The sequence below is a fragment of the Sporosarcina sp. FA9 genome, from assembly GCF_051550205.1.
GTDB lineage: Bacteria > Bacillota > Bacilli > Bacillales_A > Planococcaceae > Sporosarcina.
In genome coordinates, this window is the sequence record NZ_CP188819.1 from 1,969,658 (window position 1) to 1,983,348 (window position 13,691).

16 protein-coding genes and 2 pseudogenes are annotated in these 13,691 nt (G+C 37.9%); 1 reads left to right on the plus strand and 17 read right to left on the minus strand.

All coding sequences use genetic code 11. The features are described 5' to 3' along the window. Window positions 1-23: 23 nt before the first annotated feature. From folD to ACP8HH_RS09675, 14 genes are all read right to left on the minus strand, one after another. Entirely contained in the window at window positions 24-893 is an 870-nt protein-coding gene (gene folD / locus ACP8HH_RS09610; protein WP_438310681.1) for a bifunctional methylenetetrahydrofolate dehydrogenase/methenyltetrahydrofolate cyclohydrolase FolD, read from the minus strand. A 20-nt stretch (window positions 894-913) separates the two neighbouring features. Further along, the gene (gene nusB / locus ACP8HH_RS09615) at window positions 914-1,297 is read right to left on the minus strand and encodes a transcription antitermination factor NusB (protein WP_438310684.1); all 384 of its coding nucleotides are present in this window, start codon (window positions 1,295-1,297) and stop codon (window positions 914-916) included. Window positions 1,298-1,387: 90 nt separating this feature from the next. Beyond that, window positions 1,388-1,789, minus strand: a complete 402-nt coding sequence (locus ACP8HH_RS09620) for an Asp23/Gls24 family envelope stress response protein (protein ID WP_438310686.1) — start codon at window positions 1,787-1,789, stop codon at window positions 1,388-1,390. Window positions 1,790-1,818: 29 nt separating this feature from the next. Further along, window positions 1,819-3,165, minus strand: coding sequence for an acetyl-CoA carboxylase biotin carboxylase subunit (gene accC / locus ACP8HH_RS09625; RefSeq protein ID WP_438310688.1), 1,347 nt, complete (start codon window positions 3,163-3,165; stop codon window positions 1,819-1,821). 14 nt (window positions 3,166-3,179) lie between these two features. Beyond that, window positions 3,180-3,692 carry an acetyl-CoA carboxylase biotin carboxyl carrier protein gene (gene accB, locus ACP8HH_RS09630; RefSeq protein WP_438310690.1) on the minus strand — a complete coding sequence of 171 codons (513 nt, stop codon included), beginning with the start codon at window positions 3,690-3,692 and terminating at the stop codon, window positions 3,180-3,182. A 141-nt stretch (window positions 3,693-3,833) separates the two neighbouring features. Beyond that, window positions 3,834-4,385: a SpoIIIAH-like family protein gene (locus ACP8HH_RS09635; RefSeq protein WP_438310693.1), complete on the minus strand. Its 552-nt coding sequence runs from the start codon at window positions 4,383-4,385 to the stop codon at window positions 3,834-3,836. After that, a complete protein-coding gene (locus tag ACP8HH_RS09640; protein ID WP_438310695.1) occupies window positions 4,372-4,845 on the minus strand; it encodes a hypothetical protein in 474 nt (157 codons plus the stop codon). The genes ACP8HH_RS09635 and ACP8HH_RS09640 overlap by 14 nt, the downstream gene beginning before the upstream one ends. Before the next feature lie 198 nt (window positions 4,846-5,043). Next, a complete protein-coding gene (locus ACP8HH_RS09645) occupies window positions 5,044-5,949 on the minus strand; it encodes a stage III sporulation protein AE (protein ID WP_438310698.1) in 906 nt (301 codons plus the stop codon). A 10-nt stretch (window positions 5,950-5,959) separates the two neighbouring features. Continuing rightward, window positions 5,960-6,337, minus strand: coding sequence for a hypothetical protein (locus ACP8HH_RS09650; RefSeq protein WP_438310700.1), 378 nt, complete (start codon window positions 6,335-6,337; stop codon window positions 5,960-5,962). Then, a complete protein-coding gene (locus ACP8HH_RS09655) occupies window positions 6,337-6,546 on the minus strand; it encodes a SpoIIIAC/SpoIIIAD family protein (RefSeq protein WP_381535241.1) in 210 nt (69 codons plus the stop codon). The genes ACP8HH_RS09650 and ACP8HH_RS09655 overlap by 1 nt, the downstream gene beginning before the upstream one ends. 121 nt (window positions 6,547-6,667) lie before the next feature. After that, window positions 6,668-7,225: an elongation factor P gene (gene efp, locus ACP8HH_RS09660; protein WP_438310704.1), complete on the minus strand. Its 558-nt coding sequence runs from the start codon at window positions 7,223-7,225 to the stop codon at window positions 6,668-6,670. 14 nt (window positions 7,226-7,239) lie between these two features. Beyond that, a complete protein-coding gene (locus ACP8HH_RS09665) occupies window positions 7,240-8,298 on the minus strand; it encodes a M24 family metallopeptidase (RefSeq protein WP_438310706.1) in 1,059 nt (352 codons plus the stop codon). A gap of 6 nt (window positions 8,299-8,304) precedes the next feature. Next, window positions 8,305-8,745, minus strand: coding sequence for a type II 3-dehydroquinate dehydratase (aroQ, locus tag ACP8HH_RS09670; protein WP_438310708.1), 441 nt, complete (start codon window positions 8,743-8,745; stop codon window positions 8,305-8,307). A gap of 62 nt (window positions 8,746-8,807) precedes the next feature. Then, window positions 8,808-9,245, minus strand: coding sequence for a hypothetical protein (locus ACP8HH_RS09675; RefSeq protein ID WP_438310710.1), 438 nt, complete (start codon window positions 9,243-9,245; stop codon window positions 8,808-8,810). 132 nt (window positions 9,246-9,377) lie between these two features. Here ACP8HH_RS09675 and ACP8HH_RS09680 point away from each other — a divergent pair, with 132 nt between their 5' ends. Continuing rightward, a complete protein-coding gene (locus ACP8HH_RS09680; protein WP_438319110.1) occupies window positions 9,378-10,379 on the plus strand; it encodes a DUF1385 domain-containing protein in 1,002 nt (333 codons plus the stop codon). A gap of 49 nt (window positions 10,380-10,428) precedes the next feature. Here ACP8HH_RS09680 and ACP8HH_RS09685 read toward each other — a convergent pair. The 3 genes and pseudogenes from ACP8HH_RS09685 to ACP8HH_RS09695 form a co-directional block, all read right to left on the minus strand. Further along, window positions 10,429-11,547, minus strand: a pseudogene (locus ACP8HH_RS09685) (vitamin B12-dependent ribonucleotide reductase); the annotation flags it as partial. 61 nt (window positions 11,548-11,608) lie between these two features. After that, complete coding sequence (locus ACP8HH_RS09690) at window positions 11,609-12,544, minus strand: restriction endonuclease (protein WP_438310712.1); 936 nt, start codon at window positions 12,542-12,544, stop codon at window positions 11,609-11,611. A gap of 221 nt (window positions 12,545-12,765) precedes the next feature. Beyond that, window positions 12,766-13,386, minus strand: a pseudogene (locus tag ACP8HH_RS09695) (vitamin B12-dependent ribonucleotide reductase); the annotation flags it as partial. Between the last annotated feature and the right edge of the window lie 305 nt (window positions 13,387-13,691).

Consider the following 13,691-nt stretch of genomic DNA (forward strand, 5'->3'; position numbering starts at 1 on the left):
AACACATTACGCTAAACTAAATACTATTCACAACATTTTCCAGATTTAAAAGCCATCTCTGCACTATGAAGTGTATTCTTAAGGAGCATTGTGATTGTCATGGGCCCTACTCCGCCTGGAACGGGGGTAATGGCCGAAGCGATATCTTTTACTTCATCAAAATCTACATCACCGCATAGTTTCCCATTTTCGTCTCTGTTCATTCCAACATCAATTACTACAGCACCATCTTTAACATGCTCAGCACCTATGAATTTTGTTTTACCCATTGCAACGATTAAAATATCCGCTTGTTTAGTAAATGATGCCAAATCCTTTGTTTTAGAATGACAGTATGTAACCGTCGCATCGCGTTGTAATAACAGTTGTCCCATTGGTTTCCCTACAATATTACTACGACCGACTATAACTGCATGTTGACCCGAAACTTTAGTGTTAGTTCGTTCAAGTAATTTAATAATTCCATAGGGTGTGCATGATAGATATGATCGTTGACCAATTATCATTTTACCTACATTTATCGGATGAAATCCGTCTACATCTTTATCGGGATCAATTGCTCTAATTACAAGATTTTCGTCAATATGATTTGGCAATGGAAGTTGGACAAGAATGCCATGAATTGTTTGATCATGATTTAACATGTTAATCTGTTCAAGTAATTCCTCTTCTGTTACAGATGCGGGCAATCGAATAAGTTCTGATTTCATTCCCACAGCGACAGTAGATTTCTCTTTATTTCTAACGTATGTATGGGAAGCTTGGTCGTCACCTACTAAAATAACCGCCAACCCTGGTATACAACCACCCTCTTTAAGTTTAAGTACACGCTCTTTAATTTCTTCTCGAATTACGTTACCTATAGCAGTTCCGCTAATTAATTTCGCATTCATTTTGAATCCTCCAAACTGATTTACTTATTTTTTGTAAACTTTGACAACACACCATTAACAAATCGACCCGACTTTTCATCACCAAATGTTTTACATAATTCAATTGCCTCATTCAAAACGACTCTATCCGGTACATCATCGTTAAACAGCAGTTCAAAAACAGCAAGTCTAAGAACCGTACGTTCGATTTTCGGCAAACGATCTAATGACCAATTTTCCAAATTTCCCGTAAGAGATTTATCAATTGCTTCTTGATTTTGTACTGTTCCTCGAACAAGCATTTCGTAAAAAGAGTTTGCTGGTTCTTCTATAATATAAGTAATTGCCTCGTCTACAGTTAGTTCTGTATTTTCCAGTTGAAAAAGTGTTTGTATTGCCTTTTCACGTGCTTCTCTTCGTTTCATGTGTATTCTCCTCCGCTAACGTATCTCTAAGGCATTATCATAGCATATTTAAGCTGAAAAGCATCATCCAATAGGACGATGCTTTTCAACTTAAACTGTCTCTGTTTCTAAATCGTACTGAATTCCAGTAATATGAACATTAACTTCTCTTGTATCAAGTGAAGTCATATGAAAAATGGCATCTCGAGCCTGTTTCTGAATCTCAAGTGCCACATCAGGTATAGAATACCCGAATTCAACAACACAGTATACATCCACAGTAAGGCCATCCTCTGACCATTCTGTTCTTACACCTTTACCGTGCATTACTTTACCAAATTTTTCAGCAACACCAGAAGCGAAGCTGCCAGTGGTGTTGGCAACACCTTTCACTTCCAGTGTCGCAATTCCAATAATTACTTCTAAAACTTCAGGAGCAAGTTGAACACGTCCAAGCACTTCATTACTGGATGGAGCGGTTCCAACGAACGAAGGCATCGTTTTTTCAGCCATCTTTATTATCCCCCTTTGAACAGTTACTTTCAGTCCATTATTGTGTATTTTTCCAGAAAATTAGTATCGAAATCTCCAGATTTAAATACTTCGTGATCCATTAAATTGGCATGGAATGGAATCGTAGTTTCGATACCCTCGATAATAAATTCATCTAGCGCTCGTTTCATTCTTGCTACAGCCTCTTGACGTGTATCCGCATGTACAATTAGCTTCGCAACCATAGAATCATAAAATGGAGGAATTGTGTAGCCTGTGTACATTGCTGAATCGATCCGTACACCAAAACCACCTGGTGGCATGTACATTGTCACAGTTCCTGGAGAAGGCATGAAATTCTTAGACGGATTTTCCGCATTAATACGACACTCGATTGACCATCCATTCATTTTAATATCTTTTTGTTTATAAGCCAGTCTTTCCCCAGAAGCAATTTTCAACTGTTGTTTGATTAAATCGATACCCGTTATCATTTCAGTAATCGTATGTTCCACCTGAATTCGAGTATTCATTTCCATGAAATAAAACTTTTGATTAATATGATCGAAAATAAACTCTACAGTACCCGCTCCACGGTAATTAACAGCCTCAGCAGCTTTTACGGCGGCGTCACCCATCTCTTTCCTAATTTCAGGCGTGATTGCCGGTGAAGGGCTCTCTTCTACAAGTTTCTGCATTCTACGTTGGATTGAACAATCACGTTCACCTAAGTGAATTGTATTGCCAAATTTATCGGCTAATATTTGAATTTCAACGTGACGGAAGACTTCAATGTATTTTTCGATGTAAACGCCAGGATTACCAAAAGCTGCTGCTGCTTCTTTTTGGGTCAATATAAGTCCATTGATGAGCTCATCATTGTCACGAGCTACACGAATGCCCTTTCCACCGCCGCCAGCAGTTGCCTTAATAATAACTGGAAACCCTATTTTCGCAGCGATTTCAAGCGCTTCCTCTTCATCGGCAACAATCCCCGTAGAACCCGGAACGATTGGAACACCTGCTTTTCGCATCGTTTCTCGGGCTACATCTTTTGTTCCCATACGTGATATAGCATCTGAAGTCGGTCCGATGAATTCGATATTGCACTCTTCACAAAGCTCCGCAAAACTTGCATTTTCTGCAAGAAAACCATATCCAGGATGAATACCATCACAATCAGTTAAATTTGCAACACTAATAATATTAGAGAAGTTAAGATAACTATCTTTTGAAAGGCTAGGCCCGATACAGTATGCTTCGTCTGCAAGTTCAACATGGAGTGCATCACGATCAGGTTCTGAATACACAGCGACAGTTTGTATACCAAGTTCTTTACAGGCACGAATAATTCGAACCGCAATCTCACCACGATTTGCTATTAACACTTTCTTCATTTGTCTCTCCCCTTTCAATTCGCTTTAACTAGGAAGAGGGGCTGTCCAAATTCAACTAACTGTCCATCCTTTACGAGGATCTCAACGATTTCCCCTGAAACTTCCGCTTCAATTTCATTAAACAATTTCATCGCCTCTACAATGCATACAATCGATTCAGACTTCACTTTATCACCAGGTTGCACGTAAGCATCTGCCTCAGGTGAAGATGATGCATAAAATGTACCAACCATCGGTGATGTAATTGGGTGTAACGATGAATCGGCCTCGTTCAAGTGTTCAACCGATGTGTTAGTAATGGTTTCCTGTTGTTGTAACAAAGATGTGGTCTGTGACTGGGCTATTTCATTCACAGGAATTACCTGTTGTGAAACTGGAGCTGACTCTACCAAGGGTGCCTGCACAGGTTTTCCTCCATTACCTTTTTTCAAGACAATTTTTGTTCCTTCAGATTCGAATGTGAATTTTTCAATTGAAGATTGATCAATTAATTTAATTATTTCTCTGATTTCCTGTATTTTTAACATGATCGATTCTCCTGACTACATTATTAGTTAGTTCTATTCTATATTAGTCGTTTTCATCTCAATTTGAAATAGATAACGTCCATTTTTTGAATAAATCGTAATAAAACAGAAAAAAGACCCTTAAAAGGGTCTTCTTTTCCTTCAAGAGCCAGTTTCAAATTTCACAGATACATTCCGGGCATCTTCCCAACTTGTCATTACCAGATGAGTTATTTCTTCCGCCTGTTTCGCTGATTGACCATCCATCGTTAAAACTTTAACATTTACTCCTCCTGAATCTGTTTTCACAAAGGCATCTAAATATCCAAGAGCTATAATTTGCATCTCCATTAACGCTTCAACCGAAGTTCGTTTCGTTATCTCAGCCATTTCATCAAAAGCTTCATTTTTCTCCACCGCTGTATAATCGGCTGAAGTTACTTTCATTGTAAGCTGTTCAATTAAGTGGCTTCGTTCATTACTTACTGTCATTCGCATGTCTTCGTATAAATAACTTTCAGCAAAAACAGGTGTTTGTTTATCAGTACCATCTAATTTATCCACTACAGCATCCGGAGTCGGTGTTTTACCTCCAAAAAGAGCGAGTCCATCAAAAGGCATTTTTGAATTGTCATTTGCAATATAGAAAATTGAGACTACCGCAACTAAACTTAATAACGTTAGAAACCATACTGTTCTTTTATTCGCTTTCATCCGTTTTCCCCCTTTTTTTCATTTCGGCAATTACAATTCGGTGTTCTGGTAACTGGAGAACGGTTGACAGGATTTTCAGCAATTCTCTTTTAATCCTGGGGTCTTCCGCACCTTCTACAATAGCAAGTACGCCTTGTAAACCATGTTCTTTTTTTGCTGATGTGTTTGAAAGTGAGAAATAATCGGTTAGAGGACTTATCTGTTCACCATTTTCATAATGGAAATACATTACAACCTCACCGACTCCTTCCATCATTTTCAATGTCTGCTCCAGTGCGATGTACTCCCGGCTTTCTTCTTCTATCCTGCCTTTCTCTCCTCCGCTCCCGAAATTACCGGAATTAATAAAAATGATGAACAGAACAATAAGAGTCCCGAGGAGAACGGAATGAATTTTCTTCTTTGGTTTTTGCATCTCATCACCATCTTCATTCAATGAGTCAGCTATGTTGTCTGTCATCAATGCTTTAGTTTATGCATTTTAATTACAAGCTATGACCAAAAATCAAGAAGATATAACGGAATATCCAAATTCCCATCGCAATTTTTATTATTGGCAAAAACTGCTCTTCCGAACTTTCGGGAAATAAGAGTAAAAGTAAAGAAGACAATAATGAAATTGAAATTAACCCAATTAAAAATTTTCCATATTCTCGCCTCACCTTATAGTAACGATTAGTTTTATAAAAATAATTGAAAAAAGTGCAGTATAAATAAATGCAAAAGCTAGCAAAAATGAGACTGCACATAAAACAAATAACGTCTTACCAATATCATCAATTATTCCCGTTAAATCTTCATGCGCGAATGGTTCAATCAATGCAGCAGTCCATCTGTAAAAAAAAGCTATAATCAATGTTTTCATTGATGGAAGAAGTGCCACAGTCCAAATGGATGTAATGAGCCATCCACCTGCAAAAATACTCACTCCTGACGAATATTTTCCAATTGTTGACAAGCTATCCGTCATAAAGGATCCAATTAGTGGTATGTTTTGGCTAATGAGCTCTTTAACCGGTCCGCTTGTAAGTCCAGATAATGCCCAAGTCATTGTTCCGCCAGTAGTGATAAAAATAGAATAGGCGGCAACGGAAGCCGAAACTGCCCCAAGTAATGTTGTTCGAATAAGATCTGCCATTTTCGTGAAAGGGATTTCCGGCAACAAACGTGAAGCTAAATCAAAAACGAGAGTTGCGGTAAGAAGAGGAATTAAAACACGATCTGCAAGAACAACAGCTCCATTCGCAAACAGTAACATTGCGGGTTGAAAGTTTAAAAGACCAAATGCCCCTCCTGAAGCAATCATACTTGCAGTTAGCACGGGATAGACGCCGATGAACATCATAGATACCGATTTAGCGATATCACGAATAAGGATCAAGTGTTCAAAGGCAGGTTTGAGTGCCACAGTAATAATTAAGTAAAACAAGATCATTCTCGTCCATCTTTGAAAGGAAGGGAAAATAAAATTAATGATTAAAGCCAAAAATGCCCCCATAATTATAATAATGAAACTCGATAATACGGATCCGAGTATTGTTTCAATGAATGAAATCATAGACATACCCGTCCAATCATTTTTTAATGAGTGATGATAGAACTTCTATTAATATTGTAGTTTGATCAAGCCATAATGTTAGGATTGCAATTTTTACGGCAAAATGGGACATCGAAGCAAGAGAAGAGTAGCCTGCTTCCGCAAGATGCTCCGCAATAAGTTCCGATACATAAAATAGGACGGCACTACCTATTAGCAAAGTCACAAAGGGGTCCGGTATGATGTCAAATATAACGACATATGTTTTCACAAATGGAAATATAAGTGTTGTTAACAAAAATAGTAGAAGAAAAAAGAAAATGGATGTATACAAAAGCGGATGTAGTTTAGGTGCAGCAAATGCAATGATTAACAAAAGAAGAAAGACGACAATTATTTGAAATAAAGGTAACATCAGATTGCCATCGACAACCATTGAAAGAATTCGGAGATTTCCGTAAAGAATATTTTAAGGAACCGAAGCATTTCTGCAGTAATGTACAGATACGCAATAAAAAAAAGAAAAAATGAAAATTCTTTTTTACCAGTCTGTTCAAAAAAAACGTGCAAAATCCCAATGACTAGGCCTATACCGGCAATCCTTAACAAATCATTTAGCTCCATCCGGTACTCCCCCCATTTCAACATCTTATGTAGGATAGTTCTTGTATATGAAAAAAACACCTTGCTCCCATTTAAGGAATTACAAGGTGTTTAAAATAAAGTTTTATGAACAAAGTAGCTTTTAAGCTCTAGAAACGTATTCAGATTCATTTGTATTAATGATTAATTTATCACCAAGATTTACGAAGAACGGAACTTGTACAGTTAAACCTGTTTCAAGTGTGGCAGGTTTAGAGCCTCCACTTGAAGTATCGCCTCTTATGCCTGGCTCAGTAGCTGTAACTTCTAACTCGACAGTAACCGGCAATTCAACGCCTAGAATTTCAGTTTTATATTGAATAATATGGACTTCCATATTTTCTTTAAGAAACTTTAATTCACGTTCAATTTGCTTACTTGATATTTCAATTTGTTCGTAAGATGTGTTATCCATGAATATATGATTTTCCCCATCTGCGTATAGATACTGCATTTTAAGATTATCAATTTGCGCACGGCCAACTTTCTCCCCGCCACGGAACGTTTTTTCATTTATATTCCCCGAACGCAAGTTACGCAACTTCGAACGAACAAATGCCGCACCTTTACCCGGTTTAACATGTTGAAAATCTAGTACGCGCCAAATATCACCGTCAACTTCGATTGTAAGTCCTGTTTTAAAATCATTTACTGAAATCATGTTTTTTCCTCCAATTATAAAATAAGTAATTCTTTTGTTGAGAATGTTAGACGTTCGTTACCATTCTCCGTAATGATGATATCATCTTCTATTCGAACTCCGCCAATTCCAGGTAAATATATTCCAGGTTCAACTGTGACAGCCATATTAGGTACCAATACCGTTTTTGAACGGAATGAAAGTCCAGGTGCTTCGTGAACTTCTAAACCTATTCCATGACCTGTTGAATGACCAAATTCCACACCAAATCCTTTAGACGTGATATAGTCACGAGCAAATGCATCCGCTTCGATACCTGTCATTCCTGGTTTAATATTTGCTAGTGCAAGTTCTTGTGCAGTTAAAGTTATTTCATAGATTTCCTTTAATTTATCAGAAGGTTGCCCCACTGATATTGTACGTGTTATATCTGAAATATAGCCCTCGTACAACGCTCCATAATCCATTGTAACAAAATCTCCGGATTCTATCACTTTGTTCGTAGCAACTCCGTGCGGAAGCGCACTGCGTACACCAGAAGCAACAATTATCGAAAAGGACGAAGAAGTTGCACCTTGTTTGCGCATAAACATTTCTAGTTCATTTGAAACATCAAGTTCTGTTATTCCCGGACGTATAAATTTTATAATATGATCGAATGTAGCATCCGCAATTTTAGCGGCCTGTTTAAGAATCATTATTTCATCATCATTCTTTATCATACGAAGTTTTTCAACTAGTCCTGACATCGGTTTCATTTGGGCTGTTATTTCTTTAGTATACGACTCATAAAGCCCAAAAGACATATCATCTTTTTCAAAGCCAAGAATAGTGCACTTCATTTGAATAGCTTGGTTAGCAACTTCTTCAATAATCGTCTTCTCGTGTTTGACGATACGAAAACCTTCAATTTCTTTCGCAGCCTGCTCCGTATAACGGAAATCAGTAATAAATACTGCATCTGTAAGGGAGATCAGCGCAACTCCAGCCGAGCCCGTAAATCCAGTCATATAACGTCGGTTGAATGGATTTGTAATAAGAAGTGTATCAATCTCTTCTTCTTTCATAATAGAACGTAAATTATTTAGTTTCATAAGTCATCAATCTCCTTTTTTACGGAGGAGGAAGGCGCGCATGGCAAGCTCATAGCCGTCTGTTCCAAATCCTGTTAGTTGTCCAATACAAACTGGTGCAATGACAGAAACCTGTCGAAACGACTCCCTGTTATGTATGTTTGAAATATGGACTTCAATTGTCGGTAAAGAAACCGAAGCAATCGCATCACGTAAAGCAATGCTGTAATGTGTAAACGCACCTGGATTGAAGATTATTCCATCCGTTTCATCATCCGAAGCTTCATGAATTCGATCAATTAGAAAACCTTCCGTGTTTGATTGAAAAAATGAAACTTCCATATTATGTTGTGTCGCAAACTGCGTTAAATTGTGCTCCACATCTTCAAGTGTTTCATGACCATAGATTTCAGGCTCACGTTTTCCAAGTCGATTCAAATTGGGTCCGTTCAAAACGAGTATTTTCACCGCTACTTTTCTCCTCACACAGTTTTCTTTCTTATTTTATCATAACGGCCTTCGGTAGCAACTCATTTCGAACTAGTAATCATAATTCTTTTCATGAATACAGCAGTTCCCACTAGAAATCTTAGGACAATTAGTACAATAGCAATAAATGGTAGCGAAATTGACAGAAACGTTTCTTTCAATGAAACCGGTTTTCCAATGAACCATTCAATAACGACAACGGAAGTAACTCCAATAATTAATGATAAAATGGATGGCGGAACTTTATACAGGAATGATGTTAGTATATATACAATTGCAAATAATATTGTAAGTGCTACAATTAGCAACATCCAATTGACAAAGTAATGCATCCTATGGTCTGCAGTAAAAAGATTCCACTTTTTTGACCAACCTACTGGTGACCAACTGATAAACATAAAAAAATGTAGGGATTTCAATGCGAATGCCATTAGTAGTGCGGCGAATATGGATGTAGAAATCAGTGATTTATTTAACATTGTCCAACCTCCTTAAGTAAGTGTTGGGCGGTTTTGAAAGTTTTAAACATTATTGTGGAGTAGAATACGATTATTTAGTACAATGAAAGATATATAGTAGATTACTGACAGAAAAGAAAGTGTGGGTAAATGATGGAAAAAGAACAAGTAACAGCATCCCCTGTTTACGGAGGTCAAGCACTCGTCGAAGGCGTAATGTTTGCAGGTAAAGATCATACAATTACCGCAATTAGACGAAAAGATGATTCAATTGATTATTTTCATTTACCTAAAGAAAAGAACACAGTCCGAATGAAGCTTAAAAAAATTCCATTTATTCGTGGCCTTGTTGCACTATTTGAATCTGCCGGCCTCGGTTCAAGGCACTTAACTTTTTCAACTGAGCGTTATGATGTAATGCCCGGAGATGAAGAGGAAACGGAACCAGAGGAAACATCCAAGTTAGGAATGATTCTAGGTGTTGCAGCAGTTGGTGTACTCTCTTTTATCTTCGGTAAATTTATCTTCACACTCATCCCGGTATTTCTCGCACAAATGTTTTACTTCGTTGCACCTGAGAAGACCGCACAAATTTTACTAGAAAGTTTCTTTAAACTTATATTATTAATAACGTATATCTCACTAATTTCGATGACACCGTTTATTAAACGAGTATTCCAGTATCACGGTTCCGAACATAAAGTAATCAATGCATACGAACAAGGTTTACCCCTTACAGTAGAAAATGTCCAAGCACAATCTAGACTTCATTTCCGCTGTGGTAGTAGTTTCATGTTATTTACTGTAATAGTTGGGATGTTCGTTTACTTTTTAGTACCTGCGGATCCTTTTTGGTTTCGTATTGTGAATCGAATTCTTCTAATTCCAGTTGTACTCGGTATTTCGTTTGAAGTACTACAAGTAACAAACGCACTTAGAAATGTACCTGTATTAAAATATCTAGGATATCCCGGCCTTTGGCTTCAACTGCTTACAACAAAAGAACCTGATGACAAACAAGTTGAAGTGGCCATTGCTTCTTTTGAAAAGTTAATCGAAGTTGAAAAATACGGCGTTGCAGCTCTAAAAGTTACAGTAAATACAAATTCTGAAACAGATTTAGATGCAGATTCAAATCCCCTCGCTGTTCAATAAAAAAAGACATCCTTCTCAAATGAGTCGGATGTCTTTTTTTAATGTTTTTTTATAATCCACATTTCAATTGCGCATTGCAATTTGTACAAGTGTTGCAACCGCCCATTTCCTGCACAGTTCCCTGACGGCAGACGGGACAAGTATTTCCTGTTTCAGATCCAATTGTAACGTTTGTTGAACGAAGATCTTGAATTGTTTCAACCAACATAATTGGACGCTTCTCAATTACTTCTTCTGTGTAATCTGAATCCATTTCGTTTTCTTCTGCTTTAAGCGTTAGCACTTGTGAATCACGGCTTCCATCAACATAAACCGTACCGCCTTTTGCTCCGCCTTTATAAAGACGCTCATAGACGCTCTCTACTTGCTTGACTGTATAGCCACGTGGTGCGTTGACTGTTTTCGAGATGGAACTATCAATCCAACGCTGAATGATGCACTGCACGTCCGCATGCGCTTCAGGTGCAAGGCTCATCGATGAAATGAACCACCCTGGTAAATTATCAGGATCTGTTTCTGGATTACGCTCCAAATACTCGTCTACAATTTTCGCTTTCACTTCAATAAACTTACCAAGACGTCCACTTCGGTAATACGAAAAGGAAAAATATGGTTCTAATCCGGTAGAAACCCCTACCATTGTTCCAGTGGATCCCGTAGGAGCAACTGTCAATAAATGGGAATTCCGGATGCCGTGTTCAAGAACTGATTCACGGATATCTTCCGGCATTTTTTTCATGAATCCAGTGTTAATGAATGCGTTGCGGAGTGCTTTCGTTTCTTCATCTGTCTTACCGATGAGGAACGGGAAGCTTCCTTTTTCTTTCGCAAGTTCGATTGATTCGCGGTACGCTGTCGTTGCGATTGTTTCGAACAATTTGTCAACGAGTTTGTTCCCTTCTTCAGAACCGTACACGTTCTCACAATAAATCAGAAGATCCGCAAGACCCATTACACCAAGCCCGACACGGCGTTCACCGAGGGCTTGTACTTTATTATCTTCAAGGAAATACGGCGTCGCATCGATCACGTTGTCTTGCATACGTACACCGACTTGTACAATTTCCTTCAATTTCTCATAATTAACCGTTTTTGTTTCTTTATTCGCTACTTCAGCAAGGTTTACAGCAGCCAGGTTACAAACCGAATAAGGTGCTAATGGTTGTTCCAATTTTGTTATCCTAAAGGCTTTTTATCCTCTAGTTCTTACAGTTCTTCTTCCTGTAAGTTCAGCATACATTTTCACTACATAACTTCTTCATATATTTCAACAATTCTTTTCTTCCTTTATCAATACCGAAAACCGCTTTGGAAATAACCCTGAAATCCTTTACATCAAACCGGTAAAAAATTTCATCTGTCATTGGTTTAATAGTTGAATTAATTTTATTAAAAGGCGTAGAAAGTACTATTTCTTTATTTTCTATTGTCCATTGAATAACATACTTTTTGATTTCACCATGAATGTGTTTCCTCTTTTTAACGTATATATCAGTTGCGATTTTCATAGCCGCTGTACCTGAACATTCCCGGCTACAATACATACGTGTAGAAGTCTGCATTACAATAAAAGCTTCCGAGCAAAGACTACAATTTCTATTTTCACGAGGGACTTTTATTTTCCCTTTTTGTGATAAACCTGAGTTCCGTAGTCCCGTAACCATCCGTTTTTTTGCTTCGGAATCGCTATTCCACAACTTTTTAGTATGTTCACCGATTTTCTTCTTGGATTCTTTAGAGTGTCTAAGACCGTAGTGGGGATTCAGACTCCCTTTTGCTGCTTTATTTATTGTGGTCTTATCAGAAGTTATCCATTTATTGATAATGAAGTTCAGTGACATTGGCATAGAATAATAAAGGTCTAGCAATTCTTCATAGGAGATCAATTCGGTTTTGATTTGGTGTTTTCTTTCAATAGTTTTTAATAGATCTACTGCCTTTTCTTTCGCCTTTTTATTTCTCGACTTAATTTCAACTATTTTTTCCAAATTTCCATATTGATCATAAAAGAAAAAGTCTGGTTTGTAACTTTTTCCATCAATATTAAAAACTTGATCTTCGTAACTCCAAGGAATGGAGAAGTGATCCAAATAAACAGCATAGGCATATTCATAAGAACTTCTTAAATAAAAACTCTTATAAAATCCAGCGTATCCCCTGTTCATTTATCTTTTCTCCTCATGAGAATATATTGAAATATCTATGATAAAATTATTGTGTAGTGTTGCGGTCTCGTGCCTGGATTATAGTCTGCTTTCTTATTATAGAAAACAGGATCACCAGGTATGCGTTGCCCCTGACTGGAGTATTACCCCCAGCCTTCGGTTCGGATTGGCTTCTCAGCTTTCCCGCTTCATCCCGCAATTTTTAACGTGAGGCGAAGTCCACCACACGGGTTTGTAGCTACGACTTGCTGGCCGTATGCTTTGGCATTTGTTTCTTTGTTCGCATTATCAATAAAGAAAATACCTGGTTCTGCAGAATACGTTGCACAAATATTAATGAGATCCCATAATGCGCGGGCTCTAATTGTCCGGTAAACACGTACACCGAATCCTTGTTTTTCCCACTCTCGTACATCCCCGACTTCATGCCACTTTTCATTATACGTAGCCATTTCTTTCGGAGAATACTGTTCAACTGCTGGGAATCTAAGATGATAATCGGCATCTTCTTCGACGGCTTTCATGAAGTCATCCGTTAACGTGATTGAAATGTTTGCGCCGGTAAGGAACTCTTCGTTATGTACCGAATACGTTCCGCCATCGCGTAATTTCGTTTCAGCATCTTTTAGGATTGCTTCATTGAACCCGCCAAGGCCTGGTATTGTTTGGTAATTAAGAATACCTTGATACATTGCTTCTTCTTGCATTGTGAGTGCTTTAAATTTCAGTTTTTCACTTACGAGTTTTTTAATCAATTCTTCTTCCGTATGTTCCAGAAGATAACGTAGAATCCGCGGATTCTGCATTTTTGAAATAATAAACTCGAAAATATCAGGATGCCACCTAAATACCGTCCTTTTCAGGATATTTCTCTGCAGTATGCAGACGGAGTAGACTATATCATCACCCTCAGCATCATCTGTTAGGGGCTGGGCGCTTCGGAAAGAACTGTATCTTCCCTACTCTACTTCCATTCGTCATGAATTGTACTAACATTCATGATTGTTGAATGTTTTCGATAGTCGTTGAACCTTCACCTAATACGGTGCTTGGCTGCGGATTGTCCAATACCATTAATTTTTCAGCATTCACGCTCACCGTTTCCAGTCACGTTGTAGCTTAATGGTCTCTAAGGAGTTTTTCGCAA